The 24,945-nt window shown below is 71.5% G+C and carries 21 protein-coding genes; 13 read left to right on the top strand and 8 right to left on the bottom strand.

All coding sequences use genetic code 11. The features are described 5' to 3' along the window. Nucleotides 1-113: 113 nt before the first annotated feature. The 8 genes from IE225_RS27220 to IE225_RS27255 all read left to right on the top strand — a co-directional run bounded on the left by IE225_RS27220 (nt 114) and on the right by IE225_RS27255 (nt 7,465). The gene (locus IE225_RS27220) at nt 114-758 is read left to right on the top strand and encodes an HAD family hydrolase (RefSeq protein WP_190060278.1); all 645 of its coding nucleotides are present in this window, start codon (nt 114-116) and stop codon (nt 756-758) included. Between the two features lie 138 nt (nt 759-896). After that, on the top strand, nt 897-2,168 hold the full coding sequence (locus IE225_RS27225) for an MFS transporter (protein ID WP_190060279.1): 1,272 nt from the start codon (nt 897-899) through the stop codon (nt 2,166-2,168). Then, the gene (locus tag IE225_RS27230; RefSeq protein WP_190060280.1) at nt 2,119-3,291 is read left to right on the top strand and encodes an acetoin utilization protein AcuC; all 1,173 of its coding nucleotides are present in this window, start codon (nt 2,119-2,121) and stop codon (nt 3,289-3,291) included. Before IE225_RS27225 ends, IE225_RS27230 begins: the two co-directional genes overlap by 50 nt. A 240-nt stretch (nt 3,292-3,531) precedes the next feature. Further along, complete coding sequence (locus tag IE225_RS27235; RefSeq protein WP_190060281.1) at nt 3,532-4,347, top strand: phosphatase; 816 nt, start codon at nt 3,532-3,534, stop codon at nt 4,345-4,347. A 131-nt stretch (nt 4,348-4,478) separates the two neighbouring features. Further along, nucleotides 4,479-4,694, top strand: coding sequence for a helix-turn-helix domain-containing protein (locus IE225_RS27240; RefSeq protein WP_190060282.1), 216 nt, complete (start codon nt 4,479-4,481; stop codon nt 4,692-4,694). 117 nt (nt 4,695-4,811) lie between these two features. After that, the gene (locus IE225_RS27245; protein ID WP_003948845.1) at nt 4,812-4,910 is read left to right on the top strand and encodes a 30S ribosomal protein bS22; all 99 of its coding nucleotides are present in this window, start codon (nt 4,812-4,814) and stop codon (nt 4,908-4,910) included. A 387-nt stretch (nt 4,911-5,297) separates the two neighbouring features. Beyond that, nucleotides 5,298-6,371, top strand: a complete 1,074-nt coding sequence (locus tag IE225_RS27250; protein WP_190060283.1) for an NAD-dependent epimerase/dehydratase family protein — start codon at nt 5,298-5,300, stop codon at nt 6,369-6,371. Nucleotides 6,372-6,385: 14 nt separating this feature from the next. Next, nucleotides 6,386-7,465 (top strand): lysophospholipid acyltransferase family protein, encoded by a 1,080-nt coding sequence (locus IE225_RS27255; protein ID WP_190060284.1) that lies wholly within the window; start codon nt 6,386-6,388, stop codon nt 7,463-7,465. 204 nt (nt 7,466-7,669) lie between these two features. Here the strand turns inward: IE225_RS27255 and IE225_RS27260 are convergent, their stop codons facing one another. From IE225_RS27260 to IE225_RS27270, 3 genes are all read right to left on the bottom strand, one after another. Next, a complete protein-coding gene (locus IE225_RS27260; RefSeq protein ID WP_190060285.1) occupies nt 7,670-8,929 on the bottom strand; it encodes a DUF5667 domain-containing protein in 1,260 nt (419 codons plus the stop codon). Between the two features lie 291 nt (nt 8,930-9,220). Continuing rightward, nucleotides 9,221-10,000 carry an ECF subfamily RNA polymerase sigma factor, BldN family gene (locus IE225_RS27265; protein WP_190060286.1) on the bottom strand — a complete coding sequence of 260 codons (780 nt, stop codon included), beginning with the start codon at nt 9,998-10,000 and terminating at the stop codon, nt 9,221-9,223. 487 nt (nt 10,001-10,487) lie between these two features. Beyond that, nucleotides 10,488-11,408: an HAD family hydrolase gene (locus IE225_RS27270; protein ID WP_190060287.1), complete on the bottom strand. Its 921-nt coding sequence runs from the start codon at nt 11,406-11,408 to the stop codon at nt 10,488-10,490. Nucleotides 11,409-11,672: 264 nt separating this feature from the next. Here IE225_RS27270 and IE225_RS27275 point away from each other — a divergent pair, with 264 nt between their 5' ends. The 5 genes from IE225_RS27275 (at nt 11,673) to IE225_RS27295 (ending at nt 17,909) form a co-directional block, all read left to right on the top strand. After that, nucleotides 11,673-11,951 carry a glutaredoxin family protein gene (locus IE225_RS27275; RefSeq protein ID WP_190060288.1) on the top strand — a complete coding sequence of 93 codons (279 nt, stop codon included), beginning with the start codon at nt 11,673-11,675 and terminating at the stop codon, nt 11,949-11,951. A gap of 489 nt (nt 11,952-12,440) precedes the next feature. Next, entirely contained in the window at nt 12,441-13,322 is an 882-nt protein-coding gene (locus IE225_RS27280; RefSeq protein ID WP_190060289.1) for a redox-sensing transcriptional repressor Rex, read from the top strand. Beyond that, nucleotides 13,319-15,055, top strand: coding sequence for a glutamyl-tRNA reductase (locus IE225_RS27285; RefSeq protein WP_190060290.1), 1,737 nt, complete (start codon nt 13,319-13,321; stop codon nt 15,053-15,055). The genes IE225_RS27280 and IE225_RS27285 overlap by 4 nt, the downstream gene beginning before the upstream one ends. A 170-nt stretch (nt 15,056-15,225) precedes the next feature. Next, complete coding sequence (gene hemC / locus IE225_RS27290) at nt 15,226-16,206, top strand: hydroxymethylbilane synthase (protein ID WP_190060291.1); 981 nt, start codon at nt 15,226-15,228, stop codon at nt 16,204-16,206. Beyond that, nucleotides 16,203-17,909 carry a bifunctional uroporphyrinogen-III C-methyltransferase/uroporphyrinogen-III synthase gene (locus IE225_RS27295; protein WP_190060292.1) on the top strand — a complete coding sequence of 569 codons (1,707 nt, stop codon included), beginning with the start codon at nt 16,203-16,205 and terminating at the stop codon, nt 17,907-17,909. Before hemC ends, IE225_RS27295 begins: the two co-directional genes overlap by 4 nt. A 216-nt stretch (nt 17,910-18,125) precedes the next feature. Here the strand turns inward: IE225_RS27295 and IE225_RS27300 are convergent, their stop codons facing one another. From IE225_RS27300 to IE225_RS27320, 5 genes are all read right to left on the bottom strand, one after another. Then, complete coding sequence (locus tag IE225_RS27300) at nt 18,126-18,737, bottom strand: hypothetical protein (RefSeq protein ID WP_190060293.1); 612 nt, start codon at nt 18,735-18,737, stop codon at nt 18,126-18,128. A gap of 526 nt (nt 18,738-19,263) precedes the next feature. Continuing rightward, the gene (locus IE225_RS27305; protein ID WP_190060294.1) at nt 19,264-20,115 is read right to left on the bottom strand and encodes a helix-turn-helix domain-containing protein; all 852 of its coding nucleotides are present in this window, start codon (nt 20,113-20,115) and stop codon (nt 19,264-19,266) included. A gap of 13 nt (nt 20,116-20,128) precedes the next feature. Further along, nucleotides 20,129-20,881 carry a DUF6879 family protein gene (locus tag IE225_RS27310; RefSeq protein ID WP_190060295.1) on the bottom strand — a complete coding sequence of 251 codons (753 nt, stop codon included), beginning with the start codon at nt 20,879-20,881 and terminating at the stop codon, nt 20,129-20,131. 712 nt (nt 20,882-21,593) lie between these two features. Further along, a complete protein-coding gene (locus IE225_RS27315) occupies nt 21,594-23,747 on the bottom strand; it encodes a permease (RefSeq protein WP_229880117.1) in 2,154 nt (717 codons plus the stop codon). Beyond that, nucleotides 23,744-24,406 (bottom strand): ABC transporter ATP-binding protein, encoded by a 663-nt coding sequence (locus IE225_RS27320; RefSeq protein WP_373303281.1) that lies wholly within the window; start codon nt 24,404-24,406, stop codon nt 23,744-23,746. The genes IE225_RS27315 and IE225_RS27320 overlap by 4 nt, the downstream gene beginning before the upstream one ends. Between the last annotated feature and the right edge of the window lie 539 nt (nt 24,407-24,945).

Raw genomic sequence — 24,945 nt, forward strand, 5'->3', positions numbered from 1 at the left:
GCGCCGATGGTACTGCAGGGGGGACCCTGTGGGAGAGTAGGACGCCGCCGAACAATTCGTGGGAAAACCCCCGCATCGATGATGCGGGGGTTTTCTGCGTTTAGGGTGTTGCCATGCGCTACGACCTCGTCATATTCGACAACGACGGCGTCCTCGTCGACAGCGAGCCCCTTTCCAACCGGCTCCTGGCCGCCTATCTCACCGAGCTCGGGCACCCGACGTCGTACGAGGACTCCATTCGGGACTACATGGGGTCGGCGTTGCATCGGGTTCACGAGCTGATCCTGGAGCGGACGGGGCAGCGCCTGCCGGAGGACTTCGACGACGTGTTCCACGCGCGTGTCTTCGCCGCGTTCGAGCGGGAGTTGCGGCCGGTACCCGGAGTCGTCGGCGTCCTGGAGAAGCTGGCCGCGGACGGGGTGCCGTACTGCGTGGCGTCGTCGGGGAGTCACGAGCGGATCCGGGTCGGGCACCGGGCGACGGGACTGGACCGGTGGTTCGGCGAGGACCGGATCTTCAGCTCCCAGGACGTGGGGCGGGGGAAGCCGGCGCCGGACCTGTTCCTGTACGCGGCCGAGCGGATGGGCGTCGCGCCGGAGCGGTGTGTGGTCGTCGAGGACTCGCCGCTCGGGGTGCGGGCGGCCGTCGCGGCCGGCATGGACGTCTACGGGTTCACCGCGATGACGCCGGCCGGGAAGCTGGCGGGAACCACACATCTCTTCTCGGACATGGGGGAGTTGGCCGACCTGCTGGCCTGACCGCCCGGGAACGCCCGCCCGGCGGGCTCTCCGCGTGCTTCCGCGCACCCCGGTGACGCTGAGCCCCGGCGGAGCTGAGCGGGATTCACCTTTGGCCGGATCTACCCACAGGTAGTCCGGAGCCCTACGCTCGCCGCCATGACTGATGTGCTGCGGCGCGGCAGGGTCTCGCTGGCGTTCGGTTTCTTTGCGCAGGGCGTGGCGTTCGCTCTGCTGGTGACGCGGATTCCGGCCGTCCAGGACCGGTACGGGGTCTCCGACGCGCTGCTGCCCGTCTTTCTGGCCGCTGTGCCGATCCTGGCCGGGGTGGGCAGTGTCACGACCGAGCACCTGGTCAAGCGGGTGCGGCCGAGCCGGGTGCTGCGCTGGTCGCAGCCGGTGGTGCTGCTGGCGCTGCTCGGGGTGGGCTCCGGTGACCGGATGGCCGGGCTGGGTGCTGCGCTGGCCGCGTTCGGGCTGGCGGTGGGGGCGCTGGACGCGTCCATGAACATGCTCGGGGTGAGCCTGCAGCGGGCGTACGGCCGCAGCATCATGCTCAGCTTCCACGCCGCCTACAGCCTCGGCGGGATCGTCGGCGCCTCGTTGGCGTGGGCGGGGGCGCACTGGCATGTGGCGCTGTGGGTGTCGTACCTGCCGGTGGTCGCGGTGCTGCTGCCGGCGGTGCTGGCGGGGAGCCGATGGTACGTCGACGGGGGCGGCGGGCCGGCCGAGCCGGAGGACCGCGCGGGCGGGAGCCGGAGCGGCGACGGAAGCGGAAGCAGCGATGGGAGCAGCGGTGGGAGCGGCAGGGGAGGCGTGGTCTTCAGGCTGCTGCTGCCGCTGTGCCTGGTGATGACGTTCGCGTACATCGGGGACTCGACCGTGTCGAATTGGAGCGCGAAGTACCTGCGGGACGTGCTCGGCGGCTCCGAGCAGATGGCGACGGTCCCCTACAACGTGTACATGGTGACCACGCTGCTGGGGCGGTCGCTCGGCGACTTCGGGGTGCGGCGGCTGGGGGCCGTGACCGTCGTACGGCTCGGCGCGCTGGTGGCGGCGGGCGGGTTCGCGGTGGTGGCCGTGGCGCCCGGGCCGTGGGTGGGGATGCTCGGGTTCACTCTGCTGGGGCTGGGGTTGTGCGTGCTGGTGCCGCAGACGTTCGCGGCGGCCGGGCGGTTGTTCCCCGGGGCCTCGGACGCGGCGGTCGCGCGGCTCAATGTCTTCAACTACGTGGGTTTTTTGGTGGGTTCGCCGTTGGTGGGGGCGCTGGGCGATGCCTGGAGCTATCGGGGGGCGATGCTCGTGCCGATGGTGTTGGTGCTGGTCACATTGGTGTACGCCCGGTCGTTCGCGCCTCAACGAGACCGATACGGTGGCGGACATGAGCGGCCGCGCACAGCTGATGTGGGACGAGGCAGTAACGGGCTATGACTTCGGCCGGGACCATCCGATGGATCCCGTCCGGCTCCACCTGACCCGCAGACTCGTCGACGCCTTCGGGCTCGACCGGGAGGTGGACGTGGTGGCGGCCAAGGCGGCCGGGGAGTCGACGCTGCGGCTCGTCCACCGCGAGGACTACATCGAGGCCGTGCGGGCCGCGTCCGCCGATCCCGCGTCGGCCGACGGGTCGTACGGGATCGGAACCCTGGACGACCCCGCCTTCGCCGGGATGCACGAGGTGTCCGCGCTGATCGCCGGGCAGTCGGTCGGGGCGGCCGAGGCCGTGTGGCGCGGGGAGGCCCTGCACGCCGTGAACTTCGCCGGCGGGCTGCACCACGCCATGCCGGGCGGTGCCTCCGGCTTCTGCATCTACAACGACGCCGCGCTCGCCATCGCGCGGCTGCTGGAACTCGGTGCCGAGCGGGTCGCCTACATCGACGTCGACGTGCACCACGGGGACGGGGTGCAGGCCGTGTTCTGGGAGAACCCGCGGGTGCTGACGATCTCGCTGCACGAGCATCCGCGGACCCTGTTCCCGCAGACCGGGTGGCCGGAGGAGACGGGGGCCGAGACGGCGCAGGGGTCGGCGGTGAACGTGGCGCTGCCGGCCGGCACCGGGGACGCGGGGTGGCTGCGGGCGTTCCACGCCGTGGTGCCCGAGCTGATCGCCGACTTCCGGCCGCAGGTGCTGGTGACGCAGCACGGCGCGGACACCCACTTCGAGGACCCGCTGGCCCACTTCGCCGTGTCGCTGGACGCGCAGCGGGCCGTGCAGGTCGCCTGCCACGACCTGGCGCACGAGTACGCCGACGGGCGGTGGGTCGCGCTCGGCGGCGGCGGTTACGCGGTCGTCGAGGTCGTGCCGCGGTCCTGGACGCACCTCGTGGCCATCGCCGCCGGGCGGGAGATCGCGCCGGAGACGGTGATCCCCGAGAGCTGGCGCCAGGAGGTCTTCGCGCGCACCCGCCAGCTCGCGCCGGCCCGGATGACCGACGGGCGCTGGCCGGTGCCGTGGGCGTCCTGGGAAGCGGGGTACGACCCCGCCGACCGGTTGGACCAGGCGGTGCTGGCGACCCGGCGGGCGGTGTTCCCGCTGCGGGGGCTGCTGACGTAGCGGGCGGGAGGGCGGCCGGGCGTCCGGGGCTCCTGGCGTCCGTGTCTTCCGGTGTCCGGACCTCCTGGCGTCCGTGCTTCCGGTGTCCGTGTCTCCTGTTGTCCAGGTGGTCCAGGTGGTCCAGGTGGTCCAGGTGGGCCAGGTGGGCCAGGTGGTCCAGGTGTCCCGGTGTTACGCCGACCGTGCGGTGTTCCCCCGTTCCCCCGCCGCGCTTGTCCTCCGTCCGTCACCATCGCTTCCGTGTCGAGCCGTGCCGCCCTCCGCGCCCATCTGCTGGCCGCCCGCCTGGCCGGGCCGGTGGCCACCTCCCGGGAGGAGAGCCTGCGCCGGTACCGGCTGTTCGCGGCCGGGGACCCCCGGGTGCTGATCGGAATCGATCCCGAACGGGTATGGGGGGAACGGGAACTGGTCGAGCTGATGGCGGAAAAGTGTGGGGGCTCGGCCGATCCGGGCCATGTGTCCGGCCAGGACGTGATCGACCCGGAGCGCACGCTGGGCGCCCTGGACGCCTTCGCGGACCGGCTGGCCGCGGCCGCCCGGCGCGGCGCACCGGTGCTGCTGGGCACCGGCCACCCGCGCCGGCTGCTGGGTTTCTACGCCGCTCTCGCAGACGCCCTGTCGGCGGCGGGGTGTGCCGTCCTCACCCCGGCGCAGGGTCGCTCTGTCGACATATTGACCCGGTTCGGGCTACGCACGTACAACCTCGCCTACGTACGGGGAGTCGCGCTCGTACGGGAGCCCGGTGCCTCCCGCCCCGGTGGTGAGACCGGCGCACACACGCACTCGCCGCTCCCGGTCCGTGCCGCGCTGGACGCGGCGGCCGAGGCCGGCGGGCCGCTGCCGGAATTGGTGGTGGGGGACCACGGATGGGTCTGCGGTGCAGGTCAGCTGGGGTTCGAGGCGATCGGGCTGGCCGATGTGAACGACCCCGCGCCGTTCGTGGGGCAGGCCGAGGGGCGGGTGTCCGTCGTCGTTCCCCTCGAGGACGGCGCGCGGTCCGCTTACTACCGCCCGCTGACCCGCTACGTACTCAATCGAGCGTGTCTGTCACAGTAGGCCGCCGATGGGTGCACCTCTTCCCCACTTGCATCACCCGCCCCTAGTCTGGGGAGTGAGCACGCAGCGACGAAGAGTCATCGGAAGGGGAAGCCGGTGGCCGTCGAGTGCGGAAGGTGCAGGTGTGTGTCATGGCTGCAGCTGGTGACAACAGGCCTCTGAACGAGGTCCGGTTTCTCACCGTGGCGGAAGTCGCCTCGGTGATGCGAGTGTCGAAGATGACCGTGTACCGGCTGGTGCACAGCGGTCATCTGCCCGCGATCCGGGTGGGGCGGTCGTTCCGCGTCCCGGAGCAAGCGGTGCACGACTACCTCCGCGAGAGCTATGTGGGGGTGGAGACCGCCTGACGACGACCCCCTCGATTTACGACCTCGGCTCGTGGTTGGGTAGGCTAAGCCCTCGTAGGTCGTGTGGGCCCGTGGCGCCCAGGCGCACCGAGTTGAGAGAAGTGAGCGAGGGTAGTCGTGGGCTCTGTTATCAAGAAGCGGCGTAAGCGGATGGCCAAGAAGAAGCACCGCAAGCTGCTGAAGCGCACGCGTGTCCAGCGCCGCAACAAGAAGTAGGCGGCGCAGGCACCGCTTCGTGGCCCCCCACCCCGTCGGTGGGGGGCCACACGCATGTCCGGCACCAACCCGGCGCACGGCTCCGTCCGCTCGTACGAGGGCGGCTCGTACGAGGGCGGCTCGTACGAGGGCGGCTCGTACGAGGGTTGCTCGTACGACGGCTCGCCCCGGCCGCACGGCGGCCCTGCCCGACGTCCCCGCCCGGCCGCCCGACGGTCCCGCCCCGCCACCCGACGGCCCCGTCCGGTCGTACGACTGCACGCGATCCGGTCACGCCGCGCGGCGGCGGTCGTCCCGGTGCGACATCGACCCGCTAAGTTGGCGGCATACGGGGAACGCGGCAGGCTACGAGCGGTGGCACGGTGAGGCGGAAGGAAGGCGCTGATCTTGGGAAAGGTCGTGCTCGTGACCGGAGTGGCCCGCCGACTGGGGGGCCGGTTCGTACGACGGATCCAGCGTGACCCCGGAGTGGACCGGGTCGTCGCCGTGGACGCGGTCCAGCCCGAGCACCACCTGGGCGGCGCGGAGTTCGTCCGGACCGACATCCGGCAGCCCGGCATCGCGCGGGTGCTCGCGGAGACCGGTGCCGACACGGTGGTCCACCTGGACGTCACCGGCACGGCGCTGGGCGGCGGCAGCCGGGCGACGGTGAAGGAGACCAACGTCATCGGCACCATGCAGTTGCTCGGTGCCTGCCAGAAGTCGCCGGCGGTCAGGCGGCTGGTGGTGAAGTCCAGCACCAACGTCTACGGCTCGGCCCCGCGCGACCCGGCCGTCTTCACCGAGACCACCCCGCCCAAGTCGCTGCCCAGCGGCGGCTTCGCCAAGGACGTCTGCGAGGTCGAGGGGTACGTCCGCGGCTTCGCGCGCCGCCGCCCGGACGTGGCGGTGTGCGTGCTGCGGTTCGCCAACATCCTCGGCCCGACCGCGGACACCCCGCTGGCGTCGTACTTCTCGCTGCCGGTGCTGCCGACCGTGTTCGGCTACGACCCGCGGCTGCAGTTCGTACACGAGGACGACGTGGTCGAGGTGCTGCGCCTGGCCGCGCACGAGCCGCGCCGCGGCACCCTGAACAGCGGAACGTTCAACATCGCCGGCGACGGGGTGCTGCTGCTCTCCCAGTGTGCCCGGCGCCTGGGCCGGCCCACGGTGCCGCTGCTGCTGCCCGCCGTGACCTGGGCCGGGTCGCTGATGCGCACGGTCGGTGTGACGGACTTCTCGCCCGAGCAGATCCGGCTGCTCACCCACGGCCGTGTGGTGGCGACGGACCAGATGCGCGAGACACTGGGATTCACACCGAAGTACACGACCGCGGAGACGTTCGCGGACTTCGTCCGCAGTCGCGGACCCGGGCTGCTGCCTCCGGAGGCCCTCGCGGGGGCCGTCGACCGGATCGCCGCGCTGCCCTTCCCGGGCGGTGGCCACCCTCCGACCCACCTCCCGACGCAGAGCGCCAACTGAGGAGCGCATCAACGATGGCGGACGCCAAGGTCATTCCGTTCGACGACGACCGGTCCCGCGGGAGCGCCGCGCAGCGGCCGTCGCGGCGCCGCGCGGCGGGCACCCGGCGCGCGGAGGAGTCCGGCGCGGTGGGCGAGGTCCAGCCCCTGACGGGGCGGGCCCGCGCCCGCGACGATGTTCCCGTGACCGGTCAGGAGCCGCGGCAGGCGGACGGCGGGGCCGCGCCGCGGGACGCCCACGGGGAGCGCGGCGGGGGCGGCCTGGAGCGGCGTGTCGCCGCCGGCCTGGCCTTCCTGCGCCGCCGCCTCACCGGGGACTACGAGGTCGACGACTTCGGCTACGACGCCGAGCTCACCGACCAGGTGCTGATGTCCCTGCTGCGCCCGGTGTACGAGAAGTACTTCCGGGTCGACGTGAAGGGCGTGGAGAACATCCCGGAGGAGGGCGGCGCGCTGATCGTCGCCAACCACTCCGGCACGCTGCCGTGGGACGCCCTGATGATGCAGGTCGCCGTGCACGATCACCACCCGGCCGGCCGGCACCTGCGGCTGCTCGCCGCGGACCTGGTCTTCGTGCTGCCGGTCGTCAACGAGCTGGCCCGCAAGCTCGGCCACACCCTGGCCTGCACGGAGGACGCCGAGCGGCTGCTGGGGCAGGGCGAGCTGGTCGGGGTGATGCCGGAGGGCTTCAAGGGCATCGGCAAGCCCTTCAGCGAGCGCTACAAGCTGCAGCGCTTCGGCCGCGGCGGCTTCGTCTCGACGGCTCTGCGCCGGCGGGTGCCGATCATCCCGTGCTCGATCGTCGGAGCCGAGGAGATCTACCCGATGATCGGCAACGCCAAGACGCTCGCGCGGCTGCTCGGCTTCCCGTACTTCCCGCTCACGCCGACCTTCCCGTGGCTCGGCCCGCTCGGCGCGATCCCGCTGCCGACGAAGTGGACCATCCAGTTCGGCGAGCCGATCCCGACCGACGCGTATCCGCTGGAGGCCGCCGAGGACCCGATGCTCATGTTCAACCTCACCGACCAGGTGCGCGAACAGATCCAGCACACGCTGTACAAGCTGCTGGTGCAGCGGCGGTCGGTCTTCTTCTGAGGCTCCTGCTTCCGGGACTGCTTCCCGGGGCTCCTTCTTCGGGGTTCCTTCCTCGGGGTTCCTTCCTCGGGGCTCCTTCCTCGGGGCTCCTTCTTCCGGGGCTCCTTCTTCCGGGGCTCCGAGGTCGCCGGCCCGCACCGGATGGGCCGACGGCACGGCGACGGGGCACCCCCCGGGAGGGGTGCCCCGTCGCCGTGCCGGTCGCTAGCCGTTGTTCTCGCCGTCGATGCCCAGGTCGGGCAGGAGGCCGGGCAGGAGCGGGGGGATGGTCACGTCCGGGCGGGAGCCGGACGGGGTGCCGCTCTGCGAGGGTGAGGCGCTGCCGCTGGTCTTCGGCGGGTCGATCAGGCCGCCGGTGCCGCCGCCGAGGAGGCCCTCGTCGTCGCCCGGGCCGGCCGACCGGCTGGGGCTGCCGCCGGAGCGCTCGCCGCCGGTCGCGGAGTCGCCGCCGCTGCTGGGCGCGGTCGGGTGGCCGGAGCCGGCGGGGCCGCCGGTGGCGGACTCCGACGCGCTGCCGGTGCCCGGGCCCGGCCGTCTGCTGCTGCCGCCGTGGGCCGGGGGCTGGGGGAGCAGCGACTGCAGCGGCGCGACTTCCTGGTCTATGGCGTCGAACACCGACGTCACCTGGTCACTGACGTCGCCGAGCTGCACGGGCAGTTGGTCGCGCAGGGCGCCCCAGGTCTCGCGGTGCGAGCGGGAGAACGCGGACAGGGCCTGAATGGGGCCGAGCGAGTCGGGGTCGCGCGCGTACGCCTCGTGCAGCAGGCGGTGGCCTTCGGAGGCGTCGTGCTGCACGCCGTTCAGGGTGCGGCGGATCTCGCCGAGGGTCTCGTGGTCGAGGTGGCCGCCGCGGCCCCGGTCGAGCAGTCGGCGGGCCTCGTTGAGCCGGGTGGAGGCCTGGTCGAGGTAGGCCTGGCCGCGCTCGTCGTCCCCGTGGGCGAGGTAGTTGAGCTTGAAGTCCTCGATGCCGCGTTTGAGGCCGTAGAGCGAGTCGCCCGGCAGGGCGTTGTCGCTGGCGGCGGCGACTCCGCCGAAGGCCCCGGCGGCGACGCCGACGCTGAGCCCGCCCGCGGCGAGCCCTTTGGTCAGCCGTGACCGGGGCCGCAGCCCGCGCAGCGAGGCCGCGCGGTGCGTGCCGCGACCCTGCTGGGCGGAGCGCTGCCCGGGTACGGTCGCGTCCGCCTCGCCCGCCTGGGCCATGGCCTCCATGGCGGCCACCAGCCGGGCCCGCTGGACGGTCTTGACCTCGGGGTCCAGCTGCGGCCGGGGCAGGGCGCCGAGTCCGGCGGCCAGGGCCAGCAGACGGCTCTGTTCGGTCCGTTCGGTCTGTTCGGTCTGGTCCCCGGCCTTCGGGGGCGGTGCCTCTCCCGCGGACGGCTCGGCCGCCGTGCCCCGCTCGGACTGCTCCTCCAGGGCCTGGGCGAAGGCGTTCGCCCGCCGGTGCGCCGATACGTTCGCGATCACTGGCGGCACCTCCTCTCGTCATGACGGTCGGCTCCCCAGGGGGTCCTGAGGGTTGCACGGCCTGACCGCATGCACACGATCGGATGATCGAAGGGGGTCAGGGTGTGACCACAGGGAGCCTGTATCCCGGACAACGAGCGGCTCGGCACTTGGGTTACGGACGACGGATGATCCGACAGCGAAGCCAACGGACTTTCACCGAGGGTGAGTTGACGGGGACAGTGCGTACACGCCCGGTGTCCGCGCGGCCGTCCGTCTCCCTCCGGGCGGCCGCAGGCCGTCAGCGGGCCGTCAGCGGGCGTCGTCAGGGAGGAGCCGGGCGAGGGTGCGCACGGCGCGGTACTGGAGGGTCTTGATGGCGCCCTCGTTCTTGCCCATGACGCGGGCGGTCTCGGCGACGGAGAGGCCCTGGAGGAACCGGAGGGTCACGCACTCCTGCTGCTGGGGGTTGAGCCGGCGTACGGCGTCCAGCAGGGCGGCGTTGGACAGGTGCTCCAGGACGGAGTCCTCCGGGGAGCGCTCGACCTCGTTGGCGTCGAGCATCTCGCCGGTGGTGATCTCCAGGCGGAAGCGGCTGGACTTGAAGTGGTCGGCGACCAGGTTGCGGGCGATGGTGACCAGCCAGGCGCCGAAGTCGCGGCCCTGCCAGGTGAAGGTGCCGATGCGGCGCAGGGCGCGCAGAAAGGTCTCGCTGGTGAGGTCCTCGGCGGTCGCCTTGCCGTTCACCCGGTAGTAGATGTATCGGTACACGGTGTCGCTGTACTGGTCGTAGAGGCGGCCGAAGGCCTCGGCCTCGCCGGCCTGGGCGCGCTCCACGAGGTCCATCATCCGGGCGCTGTCGCTGTCCGCGGCCGGGCGGCGGGTGGTGGCGGCACCGCCGGAGCGTCCTCGTCTGCTCACCGCGGCGCCACCGTCGGCCAGCGCGTAGCACGGGTCGGCGAGGGTGGCGGTGGCGAAGGCGGGGACGGCGTACGCGGTGGGGACGAGACCGCGCAGCAGGTCCTGGACCGTAGCGACCTTTGCGCGCAGCGTAGCCAGGCCCGAGGCGTCAACCCCGACGTGTGGATACACGGGACTCCCAGAGGCAGAGCTTCCATCACGTGCAGTGCGGGACCGTTCACCCGTCGTAGCGACGGAGGGGTACCGGTTTGCGTCTGAGGAGAATAACGCTTCGTACAGGCGCTGCTACACCGAGTTGCTCAAATCATCGATTACGTCGCTTCTGTAACCGATTGACACCCGGTCGGCTGTCGGAGAGTGACCGATTCCTGAACGGATCGGACCGGATCGGGTTGGGTGTCGGACGAGTTGTGGCCGTGTACCGCCAACAGGACTGGACAGGGCCGGTCGGGGGTAAGGAGCTCGGTTCGGCCCGGCGGACCGGGTGTGTCCCGGGGGCCGTCCCCGGGTGCGTCCTCGAGCCTGTCCGTCCGGTTCGACGCCGGGTCCATCCGGCCGGCCCGGCGCGGGTCCGTCCGGTGTGGCTCCGGCGGGATCCGGGCCGGCCCAGGCGGGATCCGGTCCGGCGCTAGCGGATCCGGCGCTAGCGGAAGCGGCGCTAGCGGAAGCGGCGCCGGTGCAGGGCGATCGCCGCCGCCGTGCCGCCGGCCACCGCGCCGACGCCGGCGGCCGCGGGAATGCCGACCTTGGCGGCCTTGCGGCCGGTGCGGTAGTCGCGCAGCCGCCAGTCGTGCTCGCGGGCGTACTTGCGCAGCTTGTGGTCGGGGTTGATGGCGTACGGGTGGCCGACCAGCGACAGCATCGGGATGTCGTTGTGGGAGTCGCTGTAGGCGGCGCAGCGGGACAGGTCCAGGCCCTCGGCGGCGGCCAGCGCGCGCACCGCCTCCGCCTTGGCCGGGCCGTGCAGGGGCTCGCCCACCAGCTTGCCGGTGTAGACGCCGTCCACGGACTCGGCCACCGTGCCGAGCGCGCCGGTCAGGCCGAGGCGGCGGGCGATCACCTGGGCGATCTCCACGGGGGCGGCGGTGACCAGCCACACCTTCTGGCCGGCGTCCAGGTGGGCCTGGGCCAGGGCGCGGGTGCCCGGCCAGATCCGCTCGGCCATGTACTCGTCGTAGATCTCCTCGCCGATGGCCTTCAGTTCCGCGACGCGGTGGCCCTTGACGATGGACAGCGCCGAGTCCCGCGCCTCCTGCATGTGCTCGGGGTCCTCGATCCCGGCCAGCCGGAACCAGGCCTGCTGCCAGGCGAACCGCGCCAGGTCGCGCGTCTCGAAGAACTTCCGCTTGTACAGGCCCCGGCCGAAGTGGAACAGCGCCGCGCCCTGCATGACGGTGTTGTCCAGGTCGAAGAAGGCGGCGGCCCGTTCGTCGCCGCGGACCGGGAACTCCGGTTCCTGGGGCGTGCCGGCGCCCTCCTGCGAAGACTTGCGGGCTGCCTCCGCCGAGGCTTCGCCGGCCAGCACGCTGCGAGCGGTGGCGGAGCGCCTGCGGGGGGTGAGCCATCCGAGAGCGGCCATGGCGTGAGCATAGCCAGTCCGTTCGGCGGTTCCGGAGCCGAGAGGTTGGCGAGCCGTGAACTCTTCGCGACCGGATGGGTGAGGGAGCGGCACGACCGGTGTGGCGGGGGAGGTGTGCGGGCGGGGCGGGTGCGCCGGGCCCGGCGGGGCGGCGGGGCGCGGGGGCTGTGCGGGGCGGTCGTGTGAGGCGGCCGTGCGGGACTGTGCGGGGCGGTCGTGTGAGGCGTCGTACGGACGCTGGGAGCGGTCGCCGCAGGGGTGACAATGGCCGGTATGAGTCCTCTCTTCCGCCGCAGGCCGGCTCAGGACCGTGTCGTGACGCTGATCCGCAAACCCGGTTGCCACCTGTGTGACGACGCACAGGCGGTGGTCGAGAAGGTGTGCGCCGATCTCGGCGTGCGCTGGGAGCAGAAGGACATCACCGAGGATCCCCGGCTCCACGACCAGTACTGGGAGCAGATCCCCGTGGTGCTGATCGACGGCGAGCAGCACACGTTCTGGCGGGTCGACGAGGGCCGGCTGCGCCGGGCGCTGACGGACTGATGACGGACTGAGACGGCTTCTGCCCGGGTCTCCCGCGGTCTCCCGCGGTCTTCCGGGTCTCTTCGGGCCGACCCTTGGTCTTCCGGGCCGCGCCCTGGTCGCCCAAGCCGCTCCGGTCCTCCGAGCCGCTCAGGTCCTTCGGACCGCCCTGATCGTCCGGCCCGCCGGAGGTGTCCGGACGGCCGAGGCGTCCGGATCTTCCAGGGCGTCCGAGTCGTCCGAAAAGTCGCTTAGGATCGACGAGGACGTGAATTCGGGGGCGACGGATCGTTGAGGAGAGTGGCGGTCGTGTCCCCATTCGGAGAGGAACGTCGGCGGCTGTGCGCCGGTTCCCGCCGCGCGCGCCGGGGGTGCGTGAGCCCGGTCACGTTGGCCGGGCAAATCGGACACCATCTTTGTGCACACGTTCACAAAGACATAGCCTGCTGTCGACGGGGCGGTCCGGGGACGAGTGACCGCCCACAGCCCCGCTCTACCCGCAGGAGCACCGTGGCAACTGGCCGAACTCACCGACCGGCGACCCGCAGCCGAGGGATTCCCGAGGCCACCGTCGCCCGGCTTCCGCTGTACCTCCGAGCCCTGACGGCGCTGTCGGAACGCTCGGTCCCCACGGTCTCCTCCGAGGAGCTGGCGGCCGCCGCGGGGGTGAACTCCGCCAAGCTGCGCAAGGACTTCTCCTACCTGGGTTCCTACGGCACCCGCGGCGTCGGCTACGACGTCGAGTATCTCGTCTACCAGATCTCCCGGGAACTCGGCCTGACCCAGGACTGGCCGGTTGTCATCGTCGGTATCGGCAACCTCGGCGCCGCCCTCGCCAACTACGGCGGCTTCGCCTCCCGCGGCTTCCGGGTCGCCGCGCTCATCGACGCCGACCCCGACCTCACCGGCCGGGTCGTCGCCGGCATCCCGGTGCAGCACTCCGACGACCTGGAGAAGATCGTCGAGGAGAACGGCGTCTCGATCGGCGTGATCACGACCCCGGCCGGCGTGGCGCAGGAGGTCTGCGACCGCTTGGTGAACGCCGGCGTCACCTCCATCCTGAACTTCGCGCCGACCGTGCTGTCCGTCCCGGACGGCGTCGACGTGCGCAAGGTGGACCTCTCCATCGAGCTGCAGATCCTCGCCTTCCACGAGCAGCGCAAGGCCGGCGAGCTGGCCGCCGACGCGCCCCTGCCGGAGACCCCGGCCGACGCGATACCGGCCACCACCCGTCAGCAGATCCCGGCCGAGGCCGCCGCCCAGGACGCCGCGCGCGCCCGCCGTGGCGCGGGAAGCGCGGGGGGCACAGGAAGCGCGAAGGGCGCGGCAAAGACCAAGGACCCGGCCGACCAGGGGCCCGACGGGGACGTCCCCGCCGTGATGCCGGCATGAGTCTCCTCGTCGTCGGACTGAGTCACCGCAGCGCACCCGTCAGCGTCCTGGAGCGTGCCTCGCTCAGCGAGGACGCCCAGGTCAAGCTGGCGCAGGACACCGTCGCCGCCGAGCCGGCCACCGAGGCCGCGGTGCTGGCCACCTGCAACCGCATCGAGCTGTACGCCGACGTGGACAAGTTCCACGCCGGTGTCGCCGAGCTGTCCACGCTGCTGGCCCGGCACAGCGGGGTCGGCCTGGACGAGCTGACTCCGTACCTGTATGTCCACTACGAGGACCGGGCCGTCCACCACCTGTTCTCGGTGGCCTGCGGCCTGGACTCGATGGTCGTCGGCGAGGGCCAGATCCTCGGCCAGATCAAGGACTGCCTCGCCCGCGCCCAGGAGCTGCACACCGCGGGGCGGCTGCTCAACGACCTGTTCCAGCAGGCGCTGCGGGTCGGCAAGCGCGCCCACTCCGAGACCGGCATCGACCGCGCCGGGCAGTCCCTGGTCAGCTTCGGCCTGGAGCAGCTCGCCGCGGGCGCGCCCGTGGCGCGGTGGGCGCGGGGCAAGCGGGCCCTGGTCATCGGCGCCGGCTCGATGTCCTCGCTGGCCGCGGCCACGCTCGCGCGCGCGGGCGTCGCCGAGATCGTCGTCGCCAACCGCACCTTCGAGCGCGCCGAGCGCCTCGCGCGCATCCTCACCGAGGGCGGCGAGAACGCCGTGACGGCGCGCGCGGTGCGGATGGACGCGGTGCGCGACGAGCTGACACGTGCCGACGTCGCCGTCTCCTGCACCGGCGCCACCGGGATCGTGCTGACCGCCGAGGAGGTCGCGGCGGCCGTCGAGGGCCGCACCGGGCACCCCGCGGAGGTCGTCCGTGAGGCGCACGGCGGCGGCCGTACGGCGGCGGTGGCGGCGTCGGCGACGGCGGAGGTGCGCGAGACGCCGCTGCCGCCGGCCTCCGTCGGCTCCGACGAGGACTGCCCGCTGGAGCTGGCCGCCCCCGGTTTCTCCGTGGCGGGCGAGGCCGCCGTGGCCGGCATGGACGCGGCCACGCTGGAGCAGCACGCGGCCTGGGTGGACAACGGGACCGTCGACCGCCGCGCGGAGCTGCGCCGCAGCGTCGAGGCCGACGCCGAGCTGATCACCGCGCTCGCCGCGACCGCGGCCACCCTCGGCCGCATCCCCGAGCGGCGCCGGCCCGAGCCGGTGGCGCAGCCGCCGCGGCCCGCACCGGTGCTGTTCCTGCTGGACCTGGCCATGCCGCGGGACGTCGACGCGGCCGTGCACCGGCTGGCCGGGGTGCGCCTGGTGGACATCGAGACGCTCGCCGAGGCGTCCGCGGACGCGCCGATGGCCGCCGACGTCGACCAGGTCCGGCGTATCGTCTCCGACGAGGTCGCCGCCTTCGGCGCGGCCCAGCGCGCGGCGCACATCACACCGACCGTGGTGGCGCTGCGCAGCATGGCCGCCGAGGTCGTCGCCGCCGAGATCGCCCGCCTGGAGGGGCGGCTGCCCGATCTCGACGACCGGCAGCGCGGCGAGATCACCCAGACCATACGCAGGGTCGTGGACAAGCTGCTGCACGCGCCGACGGTGCGGGTCAAGCAGCTCGCGGCCGAGCCCGGCGGCGCCGGGTACGCGGACGCGCTGCGCACCCTGTTCGACCTCGACCCCGAGACGGTGGCCGCCGTCTCCCGGGCCGACGGAAGCCCCCAGAACAATGGCGAGAACAGAGGGCCGGTATGAGTGACACGCGTGAGCCGCAGGGGCGCGCCGGCGCCGAGAGCACGTGGGGGCGCCCCCACGGGAGCGCATCCGAGCGTGGGGGAGCGCGGAGGCCCGAAGGGGTGAGCACGGTCGGGCTCTCGGCGCCGGCTGGAGCGCCCCGGAGGCGAACCTCCGGGAAAGGGGCGCCGTTGAGGCTCGGAACCAGGCGCAGCAAGCTCGCCATGGCCCAGTCCGGGCAGGTGGCGGACGCCGTGAGCCGGGTGACCGGGCGGCCCGTCGAACTCGTCGAGATCACGACGTACGGCGACACCTCCCGCGAGCACCTCGCGCAGATCGGCGGGACCGGCGTGTTCGTCACCGCGCTGCGTGACGCGCTGCTGCGCGGTGAGGTCGACTTCGCGGTGCACTCGCTGAAGGACCTGCCGACCGCGCAGCCCGACGAGCTGGTGCTGGCCGCGGTGCCGGTGCGCGAGGACCCGCGGGATGTGATCGTCGCGCGGGACGCGATGAAGTTCACCGACCTGCCGCGCGGCGCCCGCGTCGGTACCGGTTCGCCGCGCCGCATGGCGCAGTTGAACGCGTACGCGCGCAGCCACGGGATGGACATCGAGACGGTGCCCATCCGCGGCAACGTCGACACCCGCATCGGGTACGTCCACCAGGGGGAGCTGGACGCCGTCGTCCTGGCCGCCGCCGGGCTGAACCGGATCGGCCGCATCGAGGAGGCGACCGACTTCCTGTCGGTCGACACGGTGCTGCCCGCCCCTGGCCAGGGGGCTCTCGCGATCGAGTGCGCCGCCGCCGACGCGGACCTCGTCGCCGCGCTCGCCGTGCTCGACGACCCGTTCACGCGGGCCGCCGTGACGGCCGAGCGGTCACTGCTCGCCGCCCTGGAGGCCGGCTGCAGTGCCCCCGTGGGCGCGCTGGCCGACCTTCCCCCGCTTTCGGCGCCGCTCGAGCGGGGGAGTTCCCACGCCGACGGGCAGATTGTCCAGGAAATGCGTCTGCGGGGCGTCGTCGGAACCACCGACGGCACCACGCTGGTGCAGTTGTCCACCACCGGTCCCGTGCCCGGGACGCACGAGGGCGCTGTGGCGCTCGGCCGCGAACTCGCCGCCGAGATGCTCGCCCAGGGCGCGGCCGGTCTGATGGGGGAGCGAGCACATTGAGCCCCACCACCCTTCCCGCCGGTTCGGAGCACGGGCACGTCACCTTCCTGGGTGCCGGACCCGGAGATCCGGGACTGCTGACGCTGCGCGCCGTGGAGGCGCTGGCGCACGCGGACGTCCTCGTCGCCGCCCCCGAGGTGGCCGACGTGGTCCGCAGGCACGCCAGGCAGGGCGTGACCGTCGTGCACACGGACGCGGACCCCTCGTCGGACCCGCAGCCGGGCACGGGCACGCCGCAGCTCACGGTCGTTGACGGCACGTCAGCAACCGTTCCCGCCCCCGCGGCTCGGGATGCCGCACATCTTGTCATGGAGGCCGCGCGGGGCGGCAGGCGGGTCGTGCGTGCGGTGCTCGGCGACCCCGGCCTGGACGCCTACGCCGCCGACGAGATGCTGGCCTGCGCCGCCGCGGGCGTGCCCTTCGAGGTCGTCCCCGGTGTCGCCACCGGTGTCGGCGTGCCCGCCTACGCCGGTGTGCCGCTGCGCGACGCCCACGGCACCGACGTGCGCTTCGTGGACGCCCGCACCGCCACCGACCGCTGCTGGACCGAGCTGGGCGCCTCCGACGGCACCGTGGTGCTGAGTACGACCCTGGACTCGGTGCCCGCGGCCGCCGGCGAGCTGGTGTCGGCGGGCCGCAAGCCGGACACCCCCGTCACGGTCACCGTGGCCGGGACGACGACGCGGCAGCGCACCTGGACGGCGACCCTCGGCACGATCGCCCAGACCCTGAAGCAGGCCAAGGTGCTGCCCTCCCCGCAGGGCGGGCGCCCGGTGATAGCCGTGGTCGGCGACCGCAGCGCCGCCGCGCAGCGGGACCGGCTGGCCTGGTTCGAGTCCAAGCCGCTGTTCGGCTGGAAGGTCCTCGTCCCGCGCACCAAGGAGCAGGCGGCCTCGCTCTCCGACCAGCTCCGCTCCTATGGCGCCGTCCCGCACGAGGTGCCGACCATCGCCGTCGAGCCGCCGCGCACGCCCCAGCAGATGGAGCGCGCCGTCAAGGGCCTGGTGACCGGCCGCTACGAGTGGATCGCCTTCACCTCCGTCAACGCGGTCAAGGCGGTCCGCGAGAAGTTCGAGGAGTACGGCCTCGACGCGCGCGCCTTCGCCGGCATCAAGGTCGCCGCGGTCGGCGAGCAGACCGCGAAGGCCCTCGTCGCCTTCGGTGTGAAGCCGGACCTGGTGCCCAGCGGCGAGCAGTCGGCGGCGGGCCTGCTGGAGGACTGGCCGCCCTACGACCCGGTCTTCGACCCGATCGACCGGGTGTTCCTGCCGCGCGCCGACATCGCCACGGAGACCCTGGTGGCCGGGCTGATCGAGCTCGGCTGGGAGGTCGACGACGTCACCGCCTACCGCACCGTGCGCGCCTCGCCGCCGCCGGCCGAGACCCGTGAGGCGATCAAGGGCGGCGGCTTCGACGCGGTCCTGTTCACGTCCTCCTCGACGGTGCGCAACCTGGTCGGCATCGCCGGCAAGCCGCACAACGTCACCGTGATCGCCTGCATCGGCCCGGCCACGGCCAAGACGGCGGAGGAGCACGGCCTGCGCGTGGACGTCATGGCCCCCGAGCCGTCCGTCCACAAGCTGGCCGAGGCCCTCGCCGACTACGGCGCCAAGCGCCGCCTGGCGGCCCTGGAGGCCGGCGACCCGGTGACCCGGCCCAGCGAGCGGCGAGCGGGTGCGCGCCGGCGGCGCACGACGACGTGAGACGCCCTCGGCCTGCGGACGCGCCCTGTACTGCGGTATGGGGCGCGTTCTGCTTTCCGGGTGTTCCGGGTGTTCCGGGGGTTCCGGGTGTTCTGGGGGTTCCGGGGGTTCCGGGGGTTTCCCGGGCGTCTTTCCGGGCGTCCATCCGGGGTGCCGGAATCCGATGACCGCCGGCGCGGCAGTGGGAGTGGGAGCCGGGCGGCGGTCCACGAGTCCTCAGACCCGGCGCCACATGTCCGACAGGCGTATGCCGTGGAGCACGCGCAGGCGCCGCAGTTGCCAGCGGGCCAGGAGGAGCAGGGTCACCGGGCCGGTCAGGCCCAGCACCAGGCGTACCGGCATGGAGACCTTGTCGTACATGGGGTCCCCGAGCGAGGGCAGGGCGAAGGCCAGGATGAAGAAGACGGACAGGACGGCCGGCAGACCTTCGTTGATGTCGGCGGTGCGGCCTCCGTTGAGGATGAGCAGAAGGCCCCCGTATCCGCCGAAGAGACACAGCCAGAGGCCGCAGACGGCGGACCCGGGTGAACTCGGCGGCCAGTCGAACAGGCCGGGCTGCATGAAGACGCCCCACGCGGTGAACGTGAGGACGAAGGCGAGGAGCGGGCCGCGCCACCGCGCGGCCGCGGCCCATTTCCGGCCGCGGGGTGCCCTCGCGACCGCGAACCAGGCCACGTAGAAGTTCATCTGAACGAAGCTGAAGCCCCAGGCGAGGCTCCACCGGAACTGGCCGGGGATCTCGCGCAGGGGCACCAGTCCGAGGGCCAACCAGGCACCGACGGTCAGGACCAGGCCGAGCGCGGCGCGCCAGAACTGGATCCTCTCCACCAAGGGATCCTCGACCCGGTCCTGGCGGGTCGGCGTGCACAACCGGTGCGCGGCGATCACCGGCACCAGCCAGCCCAGCCACCACAGGACGCCGCGCTGCGCCCGGGGGACGGTGCGGACGACAGGTACGGGAGCCAGGCGGGGCTGCGTTCCCGGTGGTGGCGCCGTGCTCGGACGTCTCGTACCCGGTTGTCCCACTGTTCCCCCCGTACCCGCGATGACCAGGCTTGCGCCACTGCTCGTCGTGCGTCCACCCAGTATGCGCAACTTCCATGGGAAATTGGAGGCTTGAGGTCACCCCTTCGTACGGCCCCGAACCAGGACGCCACGCGAGGACCCCGACCCGGCCCGCCTCGACCGGCGGCGTACGGCCCGGCCCGCCTCGACCGGCGGCGTACGGCAGGGTGGCCGCCGCCGGGCCGGACCCGGACGAGCCGGTCAACGCCTCAGCAGCACCGGATCGTTCGGCGTCACCGGCCCGAGTGGTCGCCATCGGCGGGGCCCGCCTGTCTGCCGGACGGACGGGTCAGCCGGAGCGCAACGCTCGTCTTGCCGCACTGACGAGGTTCTGCGCGTCGGCGCCGTAGACGGCGGACTCGCGGAGCGTTCTCCAGGTCCGCAGATAGGTGTCGACGCTCGCCTCGTCGTCGATCCACAACTCCGCGTGCCAGTTCTCGACGATCACCTGGCGGTCGTCGTAGATCCAGAAGGCGGTGGCCGGAGGGATCTTGAGCGAGGCGGACAGCGGGATGATCCCCAGCTCGACTGTGTCCAGACCGATGGCTCCTGCGAGGCGATCAAGCTGGGCCGCAAGCACCGCCGGTGGACAGATCAAGGCGTGAAGGGCGGCCTCCCACAGGAGGAGGTGGAAGCGCTTCGAAGGGTCGTACAGCGCTTCTTGCCGCTTCATGCGGGACCGCACTGCTTCCTCGGTGTCGCGTGGCGATCGCTGTAGCTCCGCGTATCTCGCGAAGATCGACCGGGCGTAGTCCGGAGTCTGGAGGATTCCGAAGATCATGGAGGACTCCCAGCCGCGGAACACGGAGGCGTCGGCATGCGCACTCAGGTGGGTGTCCTGGACCGCCTTGTGCCCCGAGGCCAGCTGACGCCGCCAGGAGCGGATGTGGGACTCGAAGCCCTTGAGCCGGGCGTCCAGTTCGTCGAAGACGTCCGGTTGGCCGACGCCCCCGGCCCAGGCCCGTAGGTCCTCGCTGGTGGCGGTCTGCCGGCCGTTCTCCAGCTTGTAGATCTTGGAGTGTGGCCAGCCGAGCCGCTGAGCCAGTTGCGTGCCGGTGAGCCGTCCTCCCGGGGCCGACAGCCGGAGTTCCCTCAAGCGCAATCCGAGAGCCTCCCTGGCCTGCTGGAAGTCTGTGCTCACTGGTTCCCGCTCGCTAGTGGTCGGCGCCGAGTTGTGCCGCGAACTCGTCGTACGGGACGGACCCGTGCACCGCGGCGTCGCGGACCTGGCAGTACCGCAAGACCTCGGCAGGTTCCGTGATGACCTCGACGTCGCGCAAGGTGTCCTCGTCATCGAAGCGCAGCACGGCCACCAGCCGACTGTCGAAGATCCAGAAGTCTTCAGCGGGCAGCCGGAGCCGCTCCGCGTCTTCGCGCCACAGGTTTCGCACGTCCTCGCCCGTGGCTGCGTTGCACCTCGCATAGTCGAGCAGGAACAACTGTCCCTCGGTCGGCGGGTTGTCGACGACGCGTACCCGCCCCACGTACTTGCCGCCGGCCGTCTGCCGACGGATGTTCGCGCACCACTCGCTGTCGAGGTCGCACGGGGCCGTGCCGGTCGCAAGGAATTCCGCGTATCCGGGGTCCTCCCGGTCTGATGCGTAGCCCTGCCGTGTCTCCAGGTGCCAAGCCGAGTGCTCGAAGGTCTCGAAGAGCCGCCCGAACTCCTCCAGGTCGATCAGCTTGGGCACGCGGGTGACCTCCTTGGGCCCGTGGTGGACGAGGAGTTCACGCGGCACGATCACTGCGGCGTCTTTGGGGCCGAAGTGCTGGAGCTGGGCGGTGTCCTCGGGGTCGGTGAGCGGTGTTCCTTGGACGATGATCTCACCGGAGTCGAGATCCTCGTGAACGGCTGGGCAGCCACCGTTCTTGCTGTCGGTGCCGTTGAAGCGCAGTCGTCGTGCCACGGTCGCCTCCCATGGTGTGGGCCCTGTCGCCCTCAGCATCACCGGCGCCGATGCGCCCGCACCACAGCGTGCGCCTCCTCGCGTGAGACCACATGAGAACATTCAGCCGGACTGGGAGAACATTCGAGAACATCGCATCGCGGCCAGTGACTCCCCGTCCTTACCGTCCTGGCCATGGTCACAGCACGCGACGATGTTGATCCCTTCGCAGCCATGGAGTCCCTACGGGCGGCTCTCGATTGCCCTACGCCACCGGACTCCTGCTCGTCCACCGCTGCACCTGCCGGTGCCACGGCTACAACCGCCGAGGCACCACCCGAGTCGCCCGTTCCAGCCGGATCACCCAGTAGCTCTCGCTCCCGTTCCGGGTTCGCCGCAGTCGACGCCCGGATCCTGGATGCGCCTCACCCTGGACACATCGGGACGCTCTTGGTCCGCGCGGTTGCTCCGTGACCGTGTAGACCGTAGAGGCCGTATAGGCCTTGTATCAGTGGGAAGTTCTGCGCGGGGGCCGGTGCGATCCGGCCCGCCTCGACCGGTGGCGTACGGCCCGGCCCGCCTCGACCGATGGCGTATGGCAGAGTGGCTGCCGTCGGGCCGGTGCTCGTGCACGGCGGCGACGGCTCTCACCCCGCCCTCGGGTCCGAGTCCGGCTCCAGCGCGCTGTCGTCGATCGCCGCTGTCGATCCAGTCAGTCGGTTGTCGGTCCACGTCAGTCGGCTGTCGGCCGCCATGTTCCGGCGGCCCGAGCGGCCGACCGTGCCGCTTTCGCGCCGATGGCGGCCGACAGAAGGGCGCAGACGGCTGCACCCGCCGTGAGAACCGCCCAGGACACGTGTCCCTCCTGGACGATGGTGATGAAGAACAGGGAGTGCCAGGAGGTGACGGCCACCGACACCGCGGTGCACACGATGAGGGGGATGGTCAGGTGCCAACGGGCGACGGACCGGAAGATGCGGGGTGTTCCGGTCAGAACGCTGATCGCGGGCAGCGTCTGCCGGATGCGAGTGAACTCCGATGCCGCACTCACTCCTCCGGCACCGGCAAGAATGATCAGTCCGGGAATGCCGAACAGCAGGATCCAGTGGTTTGCGTTCTCCCTCATCTCCTTGCCCGCGACCCATGCCAGGCCAGGGGGTTCGGCGCTCGCCATCCGTGCGAACGCGGCCTTCTTCACGTCCGGCAGCAGGCCCCGGCGGGGCGTGACCACGATGAGGGTTTCCTCGGGCTTGGTGACGGTCAGTGAGGCGACCGCTTGCACACGTGCGTTGGGGTGCCATCGCAGCATTTCCTGGAGTTTCACGTCCCGGTGGTCGTTCACGGGCGAGGGTGTGCGGGTGCAGGGCAGGCCGAGAGCCGTCAGGGCCGGGCAGGGCGCCTGCAGAAGCGTGTGCTGCACCGCCTGTGGCCCCGTGAACGTCGTAGTGGCCTTCAACAGGTGGGAACCGGAGGGAAGAGCGCGAGTGAATTTCTGTGTGTCCCGCGCGTTCATGCCGCTTCCGTAAACGTCGATCAGGGTGTCCCCGACTTTTGCGTAACTGGCGCGTGCGGCACTGGCCCCGTCGCTCGACCTGCTGGCCCACAGCTGCATCTGGGCGATGATGCCCAGGCCGATCACCATGGACGCGGTCAGGCGGACGATGACACCGGGATGAGCCGCCGTCCACCGCCCACCGATGATGCGGCCGGCGTGTCCGCGCCGGTAGCCGGCCCGGGCGATCACTGTGCCTGCCCGGCGCACCAGGGCAGCCGCTACGGACGGCAGGAAGGCCCACATCAGGACCGTGCCGATCATGAACATGGGAGTGGCGTAGCGCCGGTCGAGGTACTGACTGGTCACCACAACAGCCACGCCGACTCCGCACAGGGCCGTCCTCCACCACGGGATGCGGGAACCGATCGGGGCCGGACGGGTCGACGTCTTGGTGCGCTGGAGGCGGTTGGTACCGACAACGACAGCCACCACGGTCACCAGGGACAACACGAGCGCTGCTGCCGCCTGCGGTAGATGCCCCCGGAGATCGGTGTGGCTGAGGACGTATCCCGTAGGGGGAAGGCGCACGTCCCACAAGGAAGCGAGCACGTACGGGACGGCCCCGGCACACGTTCCCAGCAGTGCCGGTACGACTGCCTCCGCGGCCGACGCCAGACTGCGGTGCCACCATCCGGCGCCCAGAGCGTGCAGAAGAGCCGTGCGCCGGTCGCGCGTGGAGGAGCCGACGCGGGCGGCCACGACCACAAGAGCGAGAGCGGGAAGGCCGACTGCGGCCCACAGGGTTCCGACGGGGGACCACAGGGGCCGCTGATTGAGCATGTCGATGCTGGAGGTGGCCCCGTTGCCGTATCCGTGCGCGTACAGCACCGTGGTGGTGCCCGAGTCGGGCCGGTGGGTGATGCCCACGTAGGCAAGGCGTTCGGAGGGTGAGACAAGGCCCTCGTCGCCGATCGTTCCGGAAAACGTGCCGTACCGGTCGAGTACGCCCTCGCCCTTGCCTTGACGGACGAGTTCCGGCGAGAGGTAGACGTGCCCGGGCTCGGGCCATTTCGACAACCCTGCCGGGGGAGGGGCGTCCTTGCGGAGCGGACGCACGTACAACACGGTGTGCTGGAAGGCCCTGACCGTGTCGATCCGCTCCACGACCATCGCGTCCGCTCCCTCGGGCACGGTGGTCAGGAGAAAACTGCGCGCATCCGCCCGTTCCTGTCGGCCCGCGTAGGTGGCGACCACGGCGACGACGGACGTCGCGACGACAGCGAGGGCTGCGGCCGCAGCGAACAGGGCCCACCAACGGGTGCGTTCACCAGGCGTGGAACGTCCGGCGGCCAGGCCGATACGCACCATCTGCCCGCCCACGCGCTTTTTCACGACCCCACCCCTACCTCGGTCAGAACGCCGTTGCGGAGCTCATGCCTGCGGTCTGCCTGATCGGCCACTGACTCGTCGTGTGTGACAAGGAGCAGGGCACAGTTGTGATGGCGAGCCGTGGAGAACAGCAGGTGTGCGACGTCCTGTTTGGCCTCTGGATCGAGGGCGCCGGTCGGCTCGTCGGCAAGAAGTACAGCAGGGCGGGCGATCAAAGCTCGCGCTACGGCCGCTCGCTGCCGCTCCCCTCCGGACAGCATGCCGGTCGGCGTGGAGCCTGCCGGCACGCCCAGCTCGTCAAGGAGGCTTGCGGCTCGCCGGTAGGCCTCTTCGTGATCCCCTCCGCCGAGGAGGACGGGCAGAGCCACGTTCTCCACCGGTGTCAGTTCGGGCAAGAGTTCACCGAATTGAAAAACCATGCCCAGCAGCTCACGCCGGGCCTTCGTCAACCTGCCACCTGAAAGGGAGGTGAGATCGCGATCGTTGACGCGGACGGTGCCGGAGCGGGGCTTGATCAGGCCGAGGACACACATCAACAAGGTTGATTTCCCCGATCCGCTCGGACCGGTCACGGCAACTGACTCACCTGGGTGAACAGTGAGGTTGACGCGGTCGAGGAGCTTACGGCCGTCGACCTGATAGCTGAGATCCAGGATGTTCAATCCTTGTGAGTGCTGTTTCACCGCTGCCGTGCCGTCCTGTCGGGGAAATGGATGTGCCGCCCCGGCCGGTTACCGGCCGGGGCGGCGAGAACCATGGAAGCGGCTCCGATCAGGGGATGACCCAGCCGGAGCGGTCGTCGTCACTGCCGTCCTTGACGGCTGTTCGCCCTGAGTCTCCGTGCGCGGGCGACCAGGCGTGCGCTCCTCCGCCGTAAGCGTCGGCCGCGACAGCGGTTGCCGTGGGCACGGCGAGCACGGCGGTGAAAAGCGCGGCAGCAACGAATCTCGTTCTGCGCAAGATGATTCCCCTCCAAGTGACGCCCCTGTCCACGCCGGCTGACGTGGATTTCCGGGCTGGACCGGGATCATAAGCGCATCGCGGAACGGTCAAGCAACGGTCAAGAGATCATTTCTTGCCGAGGTGCGAGCAAAGCGGACTCGGCAATGAGATGGATATGAGCCATGGGAGACAGGGTGGCGCTTATGTTGCTTGCGTGAACCGGAGGATTCTTGTTGCGCCCAAAATCGTACGGAAGATG

Origin of the sequence: Streptomyces echinoruber (genome assembly GCF_014651135.1) — a bacterium.
Taxonomy (GTDB): Bacteria; Actinomycetota; Actinomycetes; order Streptomycetales; family Streptomycetaceae; genus Streptomyces; species Streptomyces echinoruber.

Bases quoted from the DNA above. Each gene is read 5' to 3' on its own strand.
- IE225_RS27285 (WP_190060290.1), top strand. From the start codon at position 13,319: ATGAGTCTCCTCGTCGTCGGACTGAGTCACCGCAGCGCACCCGTCAGC.
- IE225_RS27255 (WP_190060284.1), top strand. From the start codon at position 6,386: ATGGCGGACGCCAAGGTCATTCCGTTCGACGACGACCGGTCCCGCGGG.
- IE225_RS27240 (WP_190060282.1), top strand. From the start codon at position 4,479: ATGGCTGCAGCTGGTGACAACAGGCCTCTGAACGAGGTCCGGTTTCTC.
- IE225_RS27230 (WP_190060280.1), top strand. From the start codon at position 2,119: ATGAGCGGCCGCGCACAGCTGATGTGGGACGAGGCAGTAACGGGCTAT.
- IE225_RS27270 (WP_190060287.1), bottom strand. From the start codon at position 11,408: ATGGCCGCTCTCGGATGGCTCACCCCCCGCAGGCGCTCCGCCACCGCT.
- IE225_RS27275 (WP_190060288.1), top strand. From the start codon at position 11,673: ATGGCCGGTATGAGTCCTCTCTTCCGCCGCAGGCCGGCTCAGGACCGT.
- IE225_RS27225 (WP_190060279.1), top strand. From the start codon at position 897: ATGACTGATGTGCTGCGGCGCGGCAGGGTCTCGCTGGCGTTCGGTTTC.
- IE225_RS27220 (WP_190060278.1), top strand. From the start codon at position 114: ATGCGCTACGACCTCGTCATATTCGACAACGACGGCGTCCTCGTCGAC.